The 18666-nt window shown below is 46.6% G+C and carries 14 protein-coding genes; 8 read left to right on the top strand and 6 right to left on the bottom strand.

The genetic code is table 11. The annotated features are described in order from the left end of the window. Positions 1-21 precede the first annotated feature (21 nt). Complete coding sequence (locus OL444_RS11690; RefSeq protein WP_264733021.1) at positions 22-3486, bottom strand: SusC/RagA family TonB-linked outer membrane protein; 3465 nt, start codon at positions 3484-3486, stop codon at positions 22-24. A gap of 331 nt (positions 3487-3817) precedes the next feature. Here OL444_RS11690 and OL444_RS11685 point away from each other — a divergent pair, with 331 nt between their 5' ends. The 6 genes from OL444_RS11685 (at position 3818) to bioA (ending at position 12389) form a co-directional block, all read left to right on the top strand. Further along, positions 3818-4399, top strand: a complete 582-nt coding sequence (locus OL444_RS11685) for an RNA polymerase sigma factor (protein ID WP_264733022.1) — start codon at positions 3818-3820, stop codon at positions 4397-4399. A 39-nt stretch (positions 4400-4438) separates the two neighbouring features. Further along, complete coding sequence (locus OL444_RS11680; RefSeq protein WP_264733023.1) at positions 4439-5608, top strand: FecR family protein; 1170 nt, start codon at positions 4439-4441, stop codon at positions 5606-5608. 98 nt (positions 5609-5706) lie between these two features. Next, positions 5707-6237: a hypothetical protein gene (locus tag OL444_RS11675; protein ID WP_264733024.1), complete on the top strand. Its 531-nt coding sequence runs from the start codon at positions 5707-5709 to the stop codon at positions 6235-6237. Positions 6238-6442: 205 nt separating this feature from the next. After that, the gene (locus tag OL444_RS11670) at positions 6443-8398 is read left to right on the top strand and encodes an LTA synthase family protein (RefSeq protein ID WP_264733025.1); all 1956 of its coding nucleotides are present in this window, start codon (positions 6443-6445) and stop codon (positions 8396-8398) included. A gap of 97 nt (positions 8399-8495) precedes the next feature. After that, complete coding sequence (locus tag OL444_RS11665; RefSeq protein ID WP_264733026.1) at positions 8496-11060, top strand: ATP-binding protein; 2565 nt, start codon at positions 8496-8498, stop codon at positions 11058-11060. Between the two features lie 42 nt (positions 11061-11102). After that, complete coding sequence (gene bioA / locus OL444_RS11660) at positions 11103-12389, top strand: adenosylmethionine--8-amino-7-oxononanoate transaminase (protein WP_264733027.1); 1287 nt, start codon at positions 11103-11105, stop codon at positions 12387-12389. A gap of 56 nt (positions 12390-12445) precedes the next feature. Here the strand turns inward: bioA and OL444_RS11655 are convergent, their stop codons facing one another. The 5 genes from OL444_RS11655 to sppA all read right to left on the bottom strand — a co-directional run bounded on the left by OL444_RS11655 (position 12446) and on the right by sppA (position 17239). Continuing rightward, positions 12446-12940 (bottom strand): DUF2911 domain-containing protein, encoded by a 495-nt coding sequence (locus OL444_RS11655; RefSeq protein WP_264733028.1) that lies wholly within the window; start codon positions 12938-12940, stop codon positions 12446-12448. A 121-nt stretch (positions 12941-13061) separates the two neighbouring features. Then, positions 13062-13592 (bottom strand): SRPBCC family protein, encoded by a 531-nt coding sequence (locus OL444_RS11650; protein WP_264733029.1) that lies wholly within the window; start codon positions 13590-13592, stop codon positions 13062-13064. A gap of 71 nt (positions 13593-13663) precedes the next feature. Continuing rightward, a complete protein-coding gene (locus OL444_RS11645; RefSeq protein WP_264733030.1) occupies positions 13664-14194 on the bottom strand; it encodes an SRPBCC family protein in 531 nt (176 codons plus the stop codon). A 40-nt stretch (positions 14195-14234) separates the two neighbouring features. Beyond that, positions 14235-15341 carry an ABC transporter permease gene (locus tag OL444_RS11640; protein WP_264733031.1) on the bottom strand — a complete coding sequence of 369 codons (1107 nt, stop codon included), beginning with the start codon at positions 15339-15341 and terminating at the stop codon, positions 14235-14237. Between the two features lie 146 nt (positions 15342-15487). Then, positions 15488-17239, bottom strand: a complete 1752-nt coding sequence (gene sppA, locus OL444_RS11635) for a signal peptide peptidase SppA (protein WP_264733032.1) — start codon at positions 17237-17239, stop codon at positions 15488-15490. A gap of 85 nt (positions 17240-17324) precedes the next feature. On the opposite strand from sppA, the gene folK reads away from it, so the two are divergent. Next, positions 17325-17804 (top strand): 2-amino-4-hydroxy-6-hydroxymethyldihydropteridine diphosphokinase, encoded by a 480-nt coding sequence (gene folK, locus OL444_RS11630; RefSeq protein WP_264733033.1) that lies wholly within the window; start codon positions 17325-17327, stop codon positions 17802-17804. 123 nt (positions 17805-17927) lie between these two features. Next, positions 17928-18557, top strand: coding sequence for a deoxynucleoside kinase (locus OL444_RS11625; RefSeq protein ID WP_264733034.1), 630 nt, complete (start codon positions 17928-17930; stop codon positions 18555-18557). Positions 18558-18666: the final 109 nt, after the last annotated feature.

The raw sequence follows: 18666 nt of genomic DNA, 5'->3' as shown, positions 1-18666 counted from the left end.
TCACCGAATCCATACCTTACCTTAAAAAGAAGCTTTTACTCCTAATGAATAAGAGCGAGGAGATGGCATCGATGAACCATAATCAGGATCTATTCCTTGTTTATTCATTCTCCATAAAACGCCTAAATTATTAGCGGTCAGATAAAGTAACATATTATTAAATGGCAATTCCTTAATAATCTTGCGATTTAAGTTAAGTGTTAAATTTATATTCTGAAGTCTAATATGGTCCCCTCTTTCGATGAGTATATTTGATGCATTGTAGAAAAAATCTCTCGCAAAATTAGATTCGAAAAGTTCAGAGGGAACTTGTGTATTCATTTCATCTCCTGGTTGTTTCCATCTCTTAAGATAATCCTTATGTAATCCAGGGCCTACTCCACTCGCAAAATCGCTGTAATTAACAGATTCTCTTCTAAAGTAATACCCGCCTTTATAGATAATATTAATATACAATGAAATATTCTTCCAAATAATTGTATTTTGTAACGAACCTGAATAAACAGGTTGTGCTGGTCCAATATAGTCCCATTGTTCAATTGGCAAATATTGAAAAGCACTATAATTCTCCGTCAGCGTGTCGCCAAGATAGCCCTGTGGATTACCATTTTTCGGGTTTAACCCTCCCCATTTAAAACTATAAATACTATTCACTGGTCTTCCTTCTACAACAGGAATATATGTTCCATTTAGGTAAGGCTGATCATGTGACCCAGAATACTTAGTTACGATGTCTGTAGCATGACTTATCATTAAAGTAGTTCTACAAAAAAAATTTTTACGACCGACATTACTATTAATAGTTAAATCAATCCCTTTTCCTTTCATATTAGAAAAATTCCCCTTAGCCGTAATAAAACCAGTTGAAGGAGGTAGAGGGGTATCACCTATAATATCTTTACCAGATTTTGTAAAATATTCAATTGATCCGGTTATAACATTATTTTTCAACGAAAAATCAATTCCTAAATTCAAAATCCCTATTTTTTCCCATCTCAAATCCGGATTAGCCGCAGAATTAATAGTGCCATATACATACGAACCCAAAGGATCTGTATCAACAGAAAACTCTGCTGTTGTATATGCAGAAACTGCCCTATTTAAATTACCATTATAACCATATGTTGATCTAAGCTGCAACAATGGCAACCAAGCAATTTGACAAAATGACTCTTGGCTAATATTCCATTTCACACCGGTTGACCATAAAGGCACTGATTTTTGATTAGAATTAACTCCAAACAAATTCGATTGGTCAATACGTCCACTAACAGTTAAAATATACTTCGCATTGAAAGTATAGGCTGCATTAGCAAAAAAAGAACGTACCCGATCAATATTTCCATTTATAGTAGGATTATATGGAATGGTCCCCGCATCACCTCTTGGATAACGTGGATATATTTGCCAAGGGTTAATAATAGCTGAGGTGGCATTATTTTCATTGTAGCCATAATATACCCCTGTACGACTATCATTTTTTGATTCTCTAGCTTCAGTTCCCAATAAAGCAATTATGGTATGCTTTTTTTCATTGTAATTGAAGTTCAATTGTGCACGGATACCTTTAGATAACAATTCACTATTCTTGTAATCCATGATATCTCCCAATGGGATATTAAACTTAGTTACTTTATCATTTATTAGAGTTGCATATTGATTAATAAAATTTCTTGTATAATAACTACCCTGCTTATGTAAACTCTGATTATTATTTACTCCTCTTTCATATTGTCCCTTAATATCAATACTAAATCTCTTAAAAAAAGAGTATTTAATACCTGCCGTGATACGAGTATCAAAATTCTTTATTGTATTAACATTCAATTTCTGCTTTAATTCATCCATTGGATAAAATTGCCAGTTGAGAAACCCTTTGGATGGAGCAGAAGCTGTAAAATCAGGTTGATAATCTAAATCAATCGGTAGCTCATTTCCATTTGAGTCAGTAAAACGATTATAAGGATATAAGCTCCTAGCCAATCTTGACACGGTATTATCTGTAGAGCTTTCCGATTGTATATAGTTAACTCCAAAAGTAAACTCTAGCTTTCTAATCGGACTAAAAGTAGTCAGATAATTAAGTGTGAACCGGTTATTTCCCTGCCCTTTCTGACTGCTAGCTACCCTATCATATCCCACTGACAAAAAGTTACTCATCACATTATTTCCCTGACGCAAATTGAGAGCATATTGTTGACTTAACCCATTCCGGTAAAATTGATCCCGCAACTCTTTCCTTGAATCTACATTTCTTAATTCGTTTATCCGTTGTTCACCAATACTTTTAGAGAGACTACCATTCTTTATTTTTTCAAGCATGTTAATAACAGGGGATATAACCGGAAAACTTGGATCTGTAAACTTAGCATCATATACACCTTTATTAAATAAACTCCTTTCTAAATCAATAAAATCACTCGCAGACACAAATCTCGGATTATAATACAAATCCGGCTTCTCTGTCAACGTAAAATTCGTCACCAATTCCATTTGCATGGGCTGATTAAACCGTCCTTTTTTTGTCGTAATCACGATCACCCCATTCCCCGCCCGCACCCCCCAAATAGACGCCGCTGCAGCATCCTTCAACACTGTGATACTCGCGATATCATTCGGATTGATATTCTCAATCATTCCATCATAGGGAAAATTGTCTACCACAATCAATGGCGTAGCACTACCGAAGATGGTACTCCGCCCCCGAATCGCAATCTCCTTCTCTCCCCCGCCCAGCTTACTATTAAAGACCACCCCACTGGCAATCCCGTTTAACTTGCTAAGAATGTCTGTTGCGACGACTTTATCCAACTGCTCCTCACTCACATAATCATACGACCCCGTCGCCCGTTCCTTCGATATATTCTGGTATCCCGAAGAATACACGGACACCGTGGCCATTTCCAGGATAGATTTGTTAAGCTTTATATCCACATGTGACCGGCCATTCAATTTTACTGACTGCATGTCAAACCCCGTATAACTAACAATCAGTGTGGCGGAATTGGCAACATTGGCGAGTTCGAACTTACCGCTGTTGTTGGTGGTAGCGCCTTTCTCCGTGCCAAATACCAGGACCGTGGCTCCTGGTAATGGCTCGCCTTTGTCAGTGGTCACTTTACCACTGATGTCGATGGGAGGTGCCATGTCATTGAAGTTCATGATACCTGCGTTTTCCATTTTAGGCCGGATGGTGATATAATTGTGATTATACACCCATTGCAGCTTTTTTCCTTTCAGCACCGTCTGGAGTACTTCGTCGATGGTGCTGTTCTTGAGTTTTACCGTAACTACTTCCTGGTCATCGATATAACTGTTCGCGTAGGTAACCTGTCTGCCTGTCTGTTCACGGATGATCTCAAATACCCTGCGTAAAGTATAGGAACCCGAAATAGTGACCCTATCATTATTTTTATTATCCTTTGCCTGGCCGAAAGCCATCAGCTGGGTGATCGTAAAAATGATTAATAATAGAGATTGTTTCATACTTAGCATATTATAATGGGAGGTTATTGAATGCTTTTGTCCGAGTTTCAGTTGTTAGTTAATGTGTATATGAGTGCGATTACGACAAAAGAGATGACAACGCTTAATTAAGCTTTTTGTTAATAGCTTGTTATGCAACATAAAATCCGGAATCGGAAAGAGATATCGTTAAACAACCTACTAAATTGCCCCTCAGGAACTTTTGTTAATCCGCAATTAACAGGGTTCATTTCAAAAAAATTGCGGGCAAAAAAACCAAACTTCGTTTACTGACGTTAGTACCTGACAGTACCCTAACGTTTTTAACCTTAAATCTTCAACCAAGCCGATTATGTCTTGTGAAACCGATCCCCTGCTGCAAAGACTGATAGATGAATGCCCCGATGCATTTCAGCAACTCTATATGAAATACTACCGGCTACTGTTCTTCAAGGCCTATAGCATGGTAACAGATGAATCGGTCGCAAAAGACATTGTACAGGAATGCTTTATACAGTTCTGGGAGAAAAAACAATTCCTCCAGGTACATACCAAACTGGAATCATTCCTCTTCGTCATCGTACACCGCAGGTGCCTCCTTTACCTCAATTCCAAAAAATCACAGAAAAAGAAAGAAGATGGCTATATCTCCCTGATCATTTCCGACCAGGACCCGAACGCCGCAGACCATTATATATTACAGAAACAACAAAACGAATCCTTCCTGAAAAACTTTTCCAACCTGAAACAAAAAATTGCCGGACTGTCGCTACCCCAAAGAACCGCTATCAGTCTGGTATACTATGACCAGAAAAGCCACCAGGAAGCCGCTATCGCCACCGGTGTTACCATCAACACCTTCCGCACACACCTCGCCAGGGCTATTAAAAAACTACGCACCATAATTAACCATGATTCACTGTCATCACTTTAGAGAATTTCCAAATCATATAGCTTATAAATTGCCAGGATTATGTATGATCTTGAAAAAGCCAATATTGACCAGTTGCTGATAAAAAAGCACCTGAATCAGCTTAGCCGGGAAGAAGCTGCGGAGTTACAAACATATCTGCGGCAAAATGACGACGCCATCGACATGCACGCCGTATATGAAGCCAGCGCCACGGAAGGACAACTTTCCCCTTCCGCCGCTGCCCAGGACCCCGAAGCGACCTGGCTGGAACTCACGTATAAACGAAAACAACACTCCCGCGGTAAGTACACCCGCTACCTGGCTGCCGCCAGTATCTTCGCCGCCGTGGCCATCGCCGGCATATGGGTATATCAGGTCCGGAAACACATCCTCTCCTCCCAGTATGCTAATGTCATTCGTAAACAAAATGTTATTCAGTTTAAGTTGGGAGATGGAGCCGTTATTAACCTTAAAGACAGTGTGATGCAAACCATCACCAGCGCCCACACCATCCTGAATGCCAACAATAAAGAAATGAATCTCCGTCAGCTCACCCCCACCGGTATGGCCGACAGTATCATCAGCGAATTGAAAATCCCCGCCCAGCGCGACTATACCATTACCTTATCCGACGGCAGTACGGTACGCCTCAATGCCGCCACCATCCTGAAATTCCCGCTGGCCTTCCATGGCAAAGAGCGGACAGTATTTGTACACGGCGAAGCCTTCTTCAATGTAGTCAGCGACCCCAATCACCCGTTTATTGTCAATACCCCCAACGGCACCATCAAAGTGTTAGGTACTTCCTTTAATGTAAATACCTACCGCCCCGGTCAGCTCATCACCTCCCTGACCAGCGGCGCCGTCGCCATCTACCATGGTAACAACAATATCGTCATCCAGCCGGGTACAGAAGCCGTCGTGAAAAAAGCTTCCGCCGCCAGCAACACCGGATTCGCTGTCAGAAAATTCAATAAAACAGTGATCCTCTCCTGGATGAATGGCATCTATAACTTCCACCGCGCCCCGTTACAGGATATCATAGAAATGATTCCCCGCTGGTTCGATGTACAAGTCGTATTCGACGATCCTACGCTCGCCACGGAGTATTTCACAGGCGCCATGGATAAAAACAAAGACCTGCAGATCTTCATGACATCCCTCAAAAACACGAACGCCATTCAATATTATTACCAAGGCAATACCCTGCACATTGCCCGTCGTCAGTAGAAAAACTCCTGTTTACGTACCCCGGAAAATCCACAAAAACACGTACTTCCCGCAAGCTTCTTTTTATTAACTTTAAGTAGATCCCAAAAAGTTAGTAAATGAATAATGCATATCCCGAAAAGCCGGTGCTTCCATATGAGAAGACCAGCGTGCCTATGGAGTCTGTCATTGCATTCCTCCAGGCCAGCGATGCCTCCGTTGCCGTTAAACGTGCTGCTTACTGCTTCTTCCGGCTCGAATCCGGTAATGGAAAAAAAGGCGTAAATAACAACTACGCCGGTATCCAGGCAGATGGCGCCCGATGGCCCGCTCTCTACGACGATCTGATTGCCGGCACCGTCGTCCAGAAAGAAAATGGTACCCGCCGTACCCGGATTTTTGTCGCCTTCCACACCTGGGCAGACAGCGTCAATTTCACCATCGGCAACACCCGGCGCCGGGGCCTCTATGTAGGCGGCCGCACCAGCCACATCACGGAGATGGATGTACGTACACCCACCGACCTTTGCATCGCCTATAAAAGAGAATGGGTCACCGGCAAAGCCAGTTACCGACCCAACAACATCACGGAAGTAAAACCGTTTCTCTCTATCTATGCAAAAGCGGTAACCCTGTTTCCCAATCCATAAGGAAACCCGAAAAGACTTCCGGGTTTCATACCGATTCACACCCGACTTCCGTCATCAACAGGATGACGGAAGCCAATACCACACGGCCTTACAACACCACACTACACACCAGCAAAAGTCCACTTTTCGCCACGCCATCCGTTCATCTTTTTTACTACCCCGCCACCAGAACGTCGTAATTTTGCCCCCTAATTTTTTTGTGCGCATGAGATTTGTCAAAAACCGATACGCCGTACTGGTCGGCTTCATCACGCTATTCCTTATACTGTCGTTTTTCGTTAGAACCGCTCTTTTGATATGGGCCTTTCCACAGGCAGGATTAACCTTCCCCGCCATACTCACCCTCTACGGCAAGGGATTCATTTATGATACCGGGGTCGCTTTATTTTTAACCATCGCCTACGGCCTATACCTGTTGCTGCTGCCCCAACGGCTCAACAACACGGTATTCAACCGGGTATTTACCTATACCGGGTTTTTCCTGGCCACGATGGTCCTTATCTTTTCCTTCTTTGCTGAATTCACGTTCTGGGGAGAATATGCCGGCAGATTTGATTTTATTGCGGTAGATTATCTCATCTATACCTATGAGGTCATCAGCAATATTCATCAGTCCTACCCGCTGCCACTACTGATCGGCGGCGTACTGCTGCTCACCGCTTTCCTCACCTGGCTATTACATCGCCGCGGGGTGTTCCGCCACAGCTTCCACGCCCGTACCGGCTTCCTGCACCGGCTGGGCATCTTTGCCGGCTTGCTGGCCCTCACCATCGGGCATGTACTGTGGGTGAATAATGCATGGGCAGATAAAAGCAAAAACCGCTACGGCCAGGAGCTGGCCAAAGCAGGTATTTACTCCTTCGTATCGGCTTACCTGAATAATGAACTGGCCTACGACAAATACTACCTGCTGGCCACCGAAGGCGCCGTGTTTGCAGATATCCGGAACTTATTATCCGGTCCCGATGCACACTACCTGGAAAACGGCAACAGCGTCTATCGCCATATCGCTGATACCCATCCCGTGTCGACACCCAATGTGATCATGGTCACGATCGAAAGCTTCAGCGCCGATTTCATGACCCGTTTCGGCAACCAGCAATACATCACACCGGTACTGGATAGCATCGCCAAAAACGGGATCCTGTTTACCAATATGTATGCTACCGGTACCCGCACAGTCAGGGGCATGGAAGCCCTCTCCCTGGCGGTGCCACCCACACCCGGGCAAAGTATCGTACGCCGTAAACAAAATGATAACCTGACATCTGTAGGCGGCATCTTTGAAGCCGCCGGCTATGAAAGCACTTTCTTTTATGGAGGTGATGGTTACTTCGATAACATGAACCGGTTCTTCGGCAACAACGGCTATGATATTACGGACCGTCTGCGGCATAAGCTGGTAGATGATCCCATCACCACCCGCCGGACCAACATCCCCGATGAAGCGGTACATTTCGAAAATGCCTGGGGCGTATGTGATGAAGATATCTACGATGCGGCAATCCGCAGCGCAGATGAAAAATATGCTGCCGGCAAACCGTTCTACGATTTCATCATGACCACTTCCAACCACCGGCCTTTCACCTATCCGGCAGGAAAAATCAATATCCCTTCCGGTACCTGCCGCGAAGGCGCCGTGAAATATACCGATTACGCCATCGGACAGTTTTTACAGAAGATCCGGCAGAAGCCCTGGTTTAGCAATACCGTGATTGTTTTTGTAGCAGATCATTGTGCCAGCAGCGCCGGTAAAAATGATATCGAAATCAGCAAATACCATATCCCCTGTATCTTTTATAATGTGCCGGGATATGCGCCACAGGAGATCAACACGATGTGTTCCCAGATAGATATCTATCCTACCTTATTAGGCATGCTGCACTGGTCGTATAACAGCAACCTGTATGGTAAAAACATCCTGGACAACAGCTACCAGCCCCGCGCCATGGTCAGCACGTACCAAAAGCTGGGTTACCTGGAACCAGGCAAGCTGCTGGTGCTAAGTCCGCAGCAGAAAGTAGCCTGTTACAACTGGGATTCCCATAAGGATGAACAACGTCCGGCGCAGCTGGACAGTACCCTGCTAAAACACGCCATTGCTAATTATCAGTCGGCCTACACCCTCTTTAAAACAGGCGGTATGAAACAACGGAGCTAAATCGTAAAAGACAAGATAATGAACAGATAAAAAGCCATACCACTTCGTGGATATCTGTTCATTATTTCGTAATTTTTACTCCTTAATTTTCATTCCCATGCTGGTTACACCCCCTGGCATTATTCCCGCTGATGAAACAACGACGCCCGAAAAGCCCGGCACGTCTGAGGAATGGCGCCTGTTATCCGGGCAGGTCGACTTCCAGCAAAAAATACTGGCCATCCTTTGCCGGATGCACCAGGACTTTGATGCCTGTCAACATATACAGGCCGCTTTTGAACATTGCCTGGCAGATATACTGGCACTTACCAATAGTAGTATTGGTATCTTCGGTGAAGTAGTCCGGGAGCATCATCTCCTGCCCTATCTCCGTACCCTGGCCATTACGCCGGCTACCGGGCAGGCAACCACTCCACCTTACACGCTACTGCAAACACCGGTGCTGCAACTAACGGAATTGCATCCCCTGTTCGGACAAGTCATCCTCAGTGGCGAAGCCCAGATCAATAATGAACCCGTGACCGATACCCGCCATGGCGGACTACCACCTGATCATCCGCCGATACAAACATTGCTGGGGTTACCCATTACCTATCAGCAGCAACTCACCGGTATGATTGGCATCGCCAACAGACCCGGTGGTTATCCGCCGGAGATGATCGCTGGCTTACAACCGCTGTTACAAACCTGGGGCATCTTCCTGCATACCCGCCAGAAAGAGCAGGAACAACGGAAGATGGAACGGTTAAATACGCAGCTCACCCAGGAACTGGATGCCCTGATCAGTACCCTCGATGATATTGTGTTTGAGATGGATGAAAATAAATGTTTCACCAAAGTATGGTGTAACCAGGAAAGCCTCCTGTTCCGGCCCAAAGAACAGGTAATCGGTCAACCTATTTCCGCCGTCATGGGAGAACATGCACAGGCCTTCAACCGCCTGGCCGATGCGGTATTGTTGTCCGGCGCCCCGCAGGAATATGAATACCCCGACATCCGGCAGAACATCGCGCAATGGTATGGCCTGAAAATGAGCCTGATCAAAGGGAAGCCTTCCTCCCCCAAACGCCTGCTGCTCCTCATCCGGAACATTACGGAAAGAAAACGCAAAGACAATAAACTCCTGCAAACACAATCCGAATACCTGCGCGCCAATAACCTGCTCAACATCAGTCAGCAGATGGGTAAAATGGGCGGCTGGGAATTTAATATCAATACCGGCGAACTATACTGGACAGACGAAGTGTATGCTTTACGGGAAGTGCCCCGCCACTTTCCTATCACCTTCGATTCCTCCGCCAGCTTCTATCATCCGGATGACCGGCCCCGTTTTATTTTGGCCCGCAAAAAGCTACTGGAAGAAGAGATGGAGTATGACCTGGAACTCCGGCAAATTTCTGCCAAAGGCAAAAGATCCTGGGTGCGCACCTTAGGGCAACCGGTGTACAACAGCCTGGGCAAGCTGACGCATTTCCGGGGCATCATCATGGACATCAGTTTCAAAAAACTCACGGAGCTGGAACTACTCGATGCCAAAGACTCCGCCGAAAAAGCCGCGCGGGCACGCAGTGAATTTTTATCTGTGATGAGCCACGAAATACGTACGCCGCTCAATGCCATCGTAGGCATCTCCGGCTTACTGGCAGAAAGCCGGCAGCCGGAACATGCGGAAGCCATTCACAGCCTGCAGTTCTCCGCCCATCACCTGCTGGGCCTTATCAACGATATACTGGATTTCAGCAAGATCGAAACCGGCAAAGTGGAACTGGAAAACATTCCTTTTAATCCGCATGCCCTGCTGGATGATATTGCCCGCAACTACCAGCCACTGGCTAAGGCGAAAAATATCAAACTGTATACGGCTATCGACCGCGAACTGCCGGAACAACTGCTGGGCGATCCGGTACGGCTGGCTCAAATGGTGAGTAACCTGGTGAACAACGCCATTAAATTCACGTATGAAGGCTCCGTTAGTCTGGAAGCGCACCTGGAGGGTTATCTGGGCGGCAAATGCCGGATCTGTTTCCTCATCAAGGATACCGGTATTGGCATCGCACCGCATATGCACGAAAAGATATTCGACACCTTTGTACAGGAAGATGCGGCTACTACCCGTCACCATGGCGGCACCGGGCTGGGACTCGCCATCACCCGCAAACTGGTGGAGCTGCACAAGGGACATATTTTCCTCGAGAGTCAGAAAGGCGCCGGCGCTACTTTCCGTTTCACCATCGGCTTCTCCATGCCGGAGCAGCAACATGTATTATATGATCCTACCAACGACCTGGAGCCCGATTTCCTGGAAGGCATGCAGTTACTGATTGTGGAAGATAATGCCATCAACATCAAAGTACTGCAGCTACAGCTCAAGAAATCCGGTGCTACCCTCACCATCGCTACCAACGGCAAACAGGCCTTGCAAAAAATGCTGGAGCAATCTTTTGATGGGATCATCCTGGACCTGCATATGCCGGAAATGAATGGCTATGAAACCATCCCCCACATCAAAATCATGCAGCCGCATGCTTTTATCATTGTACTTACCGCCGACATTATGCCCGAGGTGAGCGAACGCCTTGCGGCACTACAGGTAAAGGATATGCTGCCTAAACCCTATGCAGCGGAAGACCTGTATAAGGTCCTGCTCAAATACAGCCGGTAAATGATTCCGTTGTACCTTCGCCGCGGCTAAATGATTCTAACTATGCAAACATCTTCCCTGTCGGCCCGCGACCAGGAGGTCATCTGGCATCCGTACACACAGATGCAGACGGCTCCCGCTCCAATTGGTATTGTTCGTGGTGAAGGCGCCCTTCTTTTTGATGAAGATAATAACAGCTATATAGATGCTACCTCCAGCTGGTGGGTAAATATTCACGGGCATGCGCATCCGCATATTGCGCAGCAGCTGGCCGCTCAGGCACTGCAGCTGCAACATTGCATTTTTGCCGGCTATACCCATCCACCGGCCGTGAACCTGGCGGAAAGACTCTTACAAATTTTACCGGCCGGCCAGCGCCGCGTGTTTTATTCCGACAATGGTTCTACCGCCGTGGAAGTAGCCCTGAAAATGGCGCTTCAATACTGGGATAACAAAGGCCTGCGCAAACAGAAAATACTGGCCTTTAAAAATGCCTATCACGGCGATACTTTCGGCGCCATGAGCGTTAGCCAGCGCAGTGTGTTCACCCGGGTGTTCGATGACTTCCTCTTCGAAGTACATTTCCTGGATGTACCAACTCCCGATAACGTAACGGATATCATGGCACATATTGAAGCCCTGCAAACAGAGCAGATAGCGGCCTTTATTTTTGAACCGCTGCTGCAGGGCGCCGGCGGTATGATCATGTACGATCGTGCCGGCTTCGAACAGCTGCTGCAATACTGTAGGGCCAAAGATATTTTACTGATTGCCGATGAAGTGATGACCGGCTTCGGCAGAACCGGAACCAACTTTGCGATGGAGCAGGTATCCGTACAACCGGATATGATATGCCTCTCCAAAGGGCTTACGGGCGGATCTATGGCGCTGGGTATCACTACCTGCACTGCTGCCATCTACGATGCTTTTTTGTCCAACGACAAGCTAAAAACGCTATTTCACGGGCATTCCTTTACGGCCAATCCGCTGGCTTGCAGCGTGGCGTTGGCCAGTCTGGACCTGTTCACAGATCCGGCCTGTAAAACCAATCGTACCCGGATCAATGGCCTACATACCCGTTTCCTGGAAACATTACAGGCATCTCCCCTCATTAAAAATGCCCGCCTGCTGGGTACCATTTTAGCGTTTGAAATCACAACACCTAACGCAGATGGTTATACGAATAACCTGGCAGATGAATTACACCGCTTCTTTAAAGCCCGGCGTATTATGCTGCGTCCGTTGGGTAATACCTTATACATCCTGCCACCCTACTGTATCACAGACGAACAGCTGGAACAGGTATACGACAGTATCCGTACCTTACTCGTACAGCTACAGACATCATAAAAAAGAGAAAGGGAGCAGCACCCGCTACTCCCTTTCTCTTTTATACCAGGCTGTGATTATTTCACAGGCACTGTGAATTTCGTATCGTCCCACTCAAATACTACCGCATTCGCTGGTAGGGTGAAAGTCAGTTTTTCTACCGGTTTGCTCAGCGCTTCGCGCGGTACCTGGATGTTCACCACATCTTTATCTTTTACTTTATCGTAGTCATAAGCACCCCATAAACCATGGGAAGTGTTCAGGATAACGGTCCAGGTTTTAGGATCCGGAATCGTGAATAAGGTGTAGGTACCTGCTTTTACGGGTTTACCACCAAATACCACGTCTTTGTTGAAGGTGATTTCAGTAGCCTCGTTGGCGCCGGTACGCCATACTTTACCAAAAGATTCCAGGGTACCAAAAATGACACGGCCTCTTTTGGAAGGCTGGCCATAGGAGATTTTAACAGCTTTGTTTTCTACAGTTACGCGTGGGCTTTTAGGCGCTTTTTCCTGCGCAAATCCCAGGCCTGCGAATGCCAGGAATAACATAGCCAATAAGAAACGTTTCATTTGATAGATTTAAGTGGTTGCTGAAATAGAAGATATATCAGATTTGTCAAACAAATTAAATCTAAAAAAATATGGAAGCCGTTGGAAAAGGACCAGTGGTAAAATAATTACATGATAGCTGTTAACGTTTTTCACAAATCCGGCTCAGCTCCGTCAGGCCCTGATCCATGGAAGGTCCGTAGATCCGGTCCGACAAAAATCCCCGCAATTTCCACCACGGGGCGAGGCCCAGTTTTATTTCCATATGCCAGAAGATAGCAGTGGCTTTGCCGTCGACCGTCGCTTTTACTTCAATGCCGCCTTTTACCGGCCGCATATGTTGTATATCCATGGTATAGTGTACGCCTTTATCCCGGTCGCTGCCGGTAATCGTTACTTTTCCTTTATTCAGTTGCCCTTCCCAACTGTACCAGGCGCCTACGCCCACCGGATTAGCGGCATACACCAGCGTAGCCGTAGTATCCGGCCGGGTCCAGGGATTCCAGCTTTCCCACTCCCGCAGGTTGTTGATATGCTTATATACCGAATCTACCGGCGCCTGTATCACACCGGTACGTTCCACCACGGCAGTGGAAGGAAAAATCAGGGATAATAAAAAAATCAGGCCACCAAAAATGAAGGCACTGATCGACAATAACTTAACAAATCGCATATTGAATAATTACAAGTTTTTTTTTGGCAGATAAGGGGATCATCTTCCTATATCCCTGATCTGATCAGGCTTTACCGGGCCACGATCCTTTTCAGATTGCCCAGTCCTTTTTCAAAATCATCCCCCACCCATTTATCCATCATCAGTCCCATGACTTTCCGCAGGGGGTGTTGTCCCATATCGCAGGTCATACCCCAGGTGACCAGGGTACCACCGGCTACCGTATCCAGGCGGAAGTAGCCTTTTGCTACACCCATTTGCATAAAGTCAGTGGTAGTGGCAATATATTGGTCGGGCCGCGATTCGGTGATCGACAGGTTACCTTTACCAAGGTTACGGTGGTTACTTTCCCAGCTGTAACCGGCGCCAGCGCCACTCTCTTTTTCGCCGTAGGTAATCTTCACGGCAGGATCCAGCGCTTGCCACGGCGACCACTGTTCCCAGTTGTGCACCACATTGATCAAAGGAAATATGGTGGTTGCCGGAGCAGGTATAACCAGGGATCGTTCTACCTTAACCACCGGGGAGAGGAATAAACTGAATATGAAAAGTCCCAGCACCAGTACAATCAACGCCCCCAGAATAATAAAAAAGGCTTGCATCTGTCAGGATTTTAGGTAGCACAAAGCTACTAAAACCCGGCTACTCCCAGCGGAATACTTTCACGGCTACCGCATACACGACTATGCCCCAGATAGTTAGTATCGCCAGATCCCAGCCTACATGCCACAGGTGCAGCCCTTCAAAGGCCACTTTACGCAGGGCATCAATCAGATAGGTCAGCGGCATGATCTTACAAATGGGTTGTAACCAGTTAGGGAAAGAGTCGATCGGGAAAAAGGTACCCGCCAGCAGAAACTGCGGCAGGGTAACAATATTGGCTAAAGGCGGAATGGTACTCTCATTTTTGGCCAGGCTGCTCACCACAAACCCGAAGCCCATAAATACCAGCAAGCCGAAAACAGACAATACCAGCATCTCCAGGAAAGTCACCCAGCCATGCACCAGGGTAAAGCCAAAGGCAAAATGCCCCAGGCCAATGATCACCACAGAGCTGATCAGCTGAAAGATCATCCGGCTGCAAGCTTCTGCCAGTACAATATAGAGGCGCTTGATAGGCGTGGCAAAGAAACGTTTCAGGACTAATGTCTGCCGCAGGCTGTAGAACAGGAAGGCGGTACCAAATACGGCCGCACTCATGAGCGCAAACCCCAGCTGACCGGGTAATATAAAGTCGATGGTTTTAAACATCCGGCCCGGCACTTCTTCGGGAATCAGGGTGGCTACCGATGGCCGTGGATAGGCTTTGGTATCCAGCATACCCGTGACATTCTTTAATACGGAAAACAGGATGCCTTTTTTGCTGACATCCGTAGCCGTGGATGTTTTAATATGTACATCGAAAGCCGGCACCAGTTCGGTACCCTGCCGGGGCACGATATTCAGGATAGCGGTAATACGGCCTTTTCGCAGATCATCTTCCATGGCTTCGGCCGACTGGTCGGTGACCAGTTTAATGGTACCTGCCTGCGCCAGCTCCTTATAAAAAGTACTGTTGATATCTGTATGCCGGTCTACGCCCACTTTCACAGATACGCTGCCTCCTCCTATAAATCCAAACACCAGGATAAATACCAGCGGAAAACCCAGGCTGAACACCACGGCGGAAGGACTCCGGAATATACCTCTCAGACTTCCTTTCGTAATTGCCAGCATCGCTCTCCACTGACTGTACTTAACTCCGTTCATTGATCTCCAATTTTTTAAAAAACCGGGTAAAACTACTATAAAAAAATTACGAATTAAGCATTACCCATGGGAGAGAAGATAATTGCGGATCATCTTCCGTCCGGATGTGTACTACTTAATTCGTAATTCGGTATCTGTAGTGCAGGCTAGAATTTATAGATAAACGGCAGTTTAGCCTGTATCTGGCCATGCATGGACTGTACTTCTTTCAGCTGTTGGAACAGGTCATAATTGATGCCCAGTTCTTTTTTCACGATGCGGGTGCTCACATTATCACCCAGATTTTTCATCAGTCTGCTGAGGTTTTCCTTTACTTCCGGGTATTCTGCCAGGCGGTAGGTAGATAATTTAGCCAGGCGTGCAGCGCAGTCGAGGGCATCATCGATACCACCGATCCGGTCTACCAGGCCAATTTTCTTTGCTTCGGTACCACTCCATACGTGGCCCTGGGCAATGCTGTCTACCACGGCAGGATCCAGTTTTCTGCCAGCTACCACACGGGATTTAAACGCCGCATAGGTGCTGTCGATACCATTCTGGACAAAACGCTTCTCTGCCGGATTTAGGGGCCGGTTGATACCACCCAGGTCGGCATATTCTGCTGTTTTCACGCCATCGAAGGTCACCCCCAGCTTATTGTTGAAGAAGCCTTTCAGGTTAAACATCATACCAAATACCCCGATAGAACCGGTTAAGGTATTAGGTTGGGCAAAGATGCTATCGGCCATGCAGGCGATGTAATAACCGCCGGAAGCCGCATAGTCGCCCATGGACACCACTACCGGTTTAATTTTTTTAGCCAGGGCCAGCTCCCGCCAGATCTGTTCGGAGGCGAGGGCGCTGCCACCACCGGAATTCACGCGGAGCAGGATGGCTTTTACATTTTTATCTTCCCGGGCCTTGCGGATTTCGGCAATATAGTTGTCGCTGGCAATGGTATTTTTCCGGTCAGATTCGCCGGAGATGATATCGCCGGAGGCATAGATCAGCGCGATTTTATTCGCATTGGTGCCATTGCTGATATCGGTGCCGCTGTTGTATTTACCTAAACTTACCAGGTTCAGTTTATCTTCTGCTTTGATGCCGGTTTTGCTTTTCAGTTCGGCCACCACTTCATCATCATACTTCAAACCATCTACCAGCTTGTATTTCAGGGCATCTGCCGACTCCTGGATCAGGTTTTCGTTGGCATAACCATGTAAAGTAGCCGTATCAATGTGGCGGGCGTTGCTGATACCTGTGAGGAAATTACCATACAGTTCACCCAGGAACTGGGTAGTTTGCTGGCGGTTGGCATCCGTCATTTTGGTTTCCCGCAATGGTTCGGTGGCACTTTTGAATCTGCCGGCATAGAATATTTCCGGTTCTATTTCCAGTTTATCCAGCGCCCCTTTCAGGAAGGTGAGCTGCATGGAGAAACCGGTGAAATCCAATCCGCCTTTGGGATTGAGGTATACCTTGTCTGCCACGCTGGCCAGGTAATACGCCTGCTGTGTCATGACTTCGCCATAGGCATAGATGAATTTCCCACCTTTTTTGAAGCGGATCAGGGCATTCCGGATTTCTTCATTGCTGGCAAAACCGTTGGCATTATTGTCTGTTTTCAGGTAAATGCCTTTAATATTATCATCGTAGGCTGCATAGTCAATCAACCTTACGGTTTGGTATAAGCCAGGTACTTCACCTTCTTCATCCGGTAAAAAATTAGCTAAGGGGTTTACCAGTTTCTGTTCCTGGTAGGGTTGACTGGTTTCCAGTACTAATACGCCATTGGGGGATAACGTCACCTTTTCGGAGGTAACTGCCTTTCCGATAAGTATGATGAGGAAGAAGATGCAAAGCCCCGTAAAAACGATAAATGCCAGTAACGCGGCAAAGAAAACTTTAAAGAAACGCATACTTTTTTGTTAAGATAAACTGAGGTGGAAAGATACATTTTTTCAAAAATAAGGAATATGGCTACTTTTGGGCCCTGAATTATACATGAATACAGCAATATTACTTATAGGTGGCAATTTGGGTGACCGCACTGCAAACCTGCAGCAAGCCGTAGCAGCGCTCGCGGAAACCGCCGGAGAAATTATAAAAGTCTCCGCCTTATACCAGACCGCTCCGTGGGGCGTAGTGGATCAACCGGATTACCTGAATCAGGGCGTGGTACTCCATACACAGATGGATGCCCTAACGCTGCTGCATACACTGTTGGAAACAGAACGTAAAATAGGACGCACGCGCCAGGAGAAATGGGGTTCCCGTATTATTGATATCGATATGATATTTTTTAATGACGAGGTGATCTCCCTCCCTGCTTTAAAGATTCCACATCCGCGGATGCATCTCCGGCAGTTTGTACTGGTACCGCTCGCGGAAATCATACCGGATTATATGCACCCCGTGTTGCATAAAACCGTCAGCGAACTGCAACGCAGCTGTCAGGATCTGTTACCGGCAGAACGATTATAGCAAATAACGATACATGAAAGACACCCTGGTGCAGTGACAACAGGATAGCTGGTATATTTTTTAAAAAGATAGCCTGTCAATCCTGTACCCAATGCGGCAACAGCGGATGCTAAAATAAAATAGATGAATTATAAATTTATTACGGTAGAAGGGAATATAGGCGCCGGCAAAACCACGCTGGCGAATATGCTGGCCAAACATTTTTCAGGAAAACTTATTTTGGAAGAGTTTGCTGACAACCCTTTTTTACCGCTTTTCTATGATAAACCACAACAATATGCTTTTCCGCTGGAGTTGTTTTTTATGGCGGAAAGATATAAACAGCTAAAAGAGATGCTGCAGTCCCAGGACCTGTTCCGGGAAACAATCATCTCCGATTACCTGTTTACCAAAAGTCTGCTGTTTGCAAAAATCAACCTGCCGGAAGAAGAATATTCCCTTTATCAGAAACTGTTTGACATCATCAATCCGCAGCTGGTGCAGCCGGAACTGTTGATTTTCCTGCATGCACCAGTACCCAAACTCCAGGAAAATATCCGCCACCGCAACCGCTCCTATGAACAACAGATCCAGGACGAATACCTGCAAAGCGTACAGGATATGTACATGCAATATATCAAACAACACCCCGTACGTACCCTCATGGTGGATATGACCAAAGTGGATTTTATCCGGCAACCCAAAGACTTCGACAACCTGCTGCTGGCACTGGAAAAAGACTATGAACCCGGCGTACACTACCTGAAACTGTAACCACTACATCAAAATAACTGACCGGCCCGGATCTACAGAAAGCATACTGCTGGCTGTTATCCGGGTCGGTGTATCTATCTGCCCTTCTTTTTTATCCGCTACCAACCAA

The organism is Chitinophaga nivalis, from assembly GCF_025989125.1.
Lineage (GTDB): Bacteria > Bacteroidota > Bacteroidia > Chitinophagales > Chitinophagaceae > Chitinophaga > Chitinophaga nivalis.
The sequence above is the reverse complement of the archived record's forward strand: the minus strand, read 5'-3'. Positions and strand labels throughout refer to the sequence as shown.

Coding starts and splice junctions, on each gene's coding strand:
- folK (WP_264733033.1), top strand. CDS start 17,325: ATGAATACAGCAATATTACTTATAGGTGGCAATTTGGGTGACCGCACT.
- OL444_RS11645 (WP_264733030.1), bottom strand. CDS start 14,194: ATGCAAGCCTTTTTTATTATTCTGGGGGCGTTGATTGTACTGGTGCTG.
- OL444_RS11650 (WP_264733029.1), bottom strand. CDS start 13,592: ATGCGATTTGTTAAGTTATTGTCGATCAGTGCCTTCATTTTTGGTGGC.
- OL444_RS11685 (WP_264733022.1), top strand. CDS start 3,818: ATGTCTTGTGAAACCGATCCCCTGCTGCAAAGACTGATAGATGAATGC.
- OL444_RS11665 (WP_264733026.1), top strand. CDS start 8,496: ATGCTGGTTACACCCCCTGGCATTATTCCCGCTGATGAAACAACGACG.
- OL444_RS11675 (WP_264733024.1), top strand. CDS start 5,707: ATGAATAATGCATATCCCGAAAAGCCGGTGCTTCCATATGAGAAGACC.
- OL444_RS11655 (WP_264733028.1), bottom strand. CDS start 12,940: ATGAAACGTTTCTTATTGGCTATGTTATTCCTGGCATTCGCAGGCCTG.
- bioA (WP_264733027.1), top strand. CDS start 11,103: ATGCAAACATCTTCCCTGTCGGCCCGCGACCAGGAGGTCATCTGGCAT.
- sppA (WP_264733032.1), bottom strand. CDS start 17,239: ATGCGTTTCTTTAAAGTTTTCTTTGCCGCGTTACTGGCATTTATCGTT.
- OL444_RS11680 (WP_264733023.1), top strand. CDS start 4,439: ATGTATGATCTTGAAAAAGCCAATATTGACCAGTTGCTGATAAAAAAG.
- OL444_RS11670 (WP_264733025.1), top strand. CDS start 6,443: ATGAGATTTGTCAAAAACCGATACGCCGTACTGGTCGGCTTCATCACG.
- OL444_RS11625 (WP_264733034.1), top strand. CDS start 17,928: ATGAATTATAAATTTATTACGGTAGAAGGGAATATAGGCGCCGGCAAA.
- OL444_RS11640 (WP_264733031.1), bottom strand. CDS start 15,341: ATGAACGGAGTTAAGTACAGTCAGTGGAGAGCGATGCTGGCAATTACG.
- OL444_RS11690 (WP_264733021.1), bottom strand. CDS start 3,486: ATGAAACAATCTCTATTATTAATCATTTTTACGATCACCCAGCTGATG.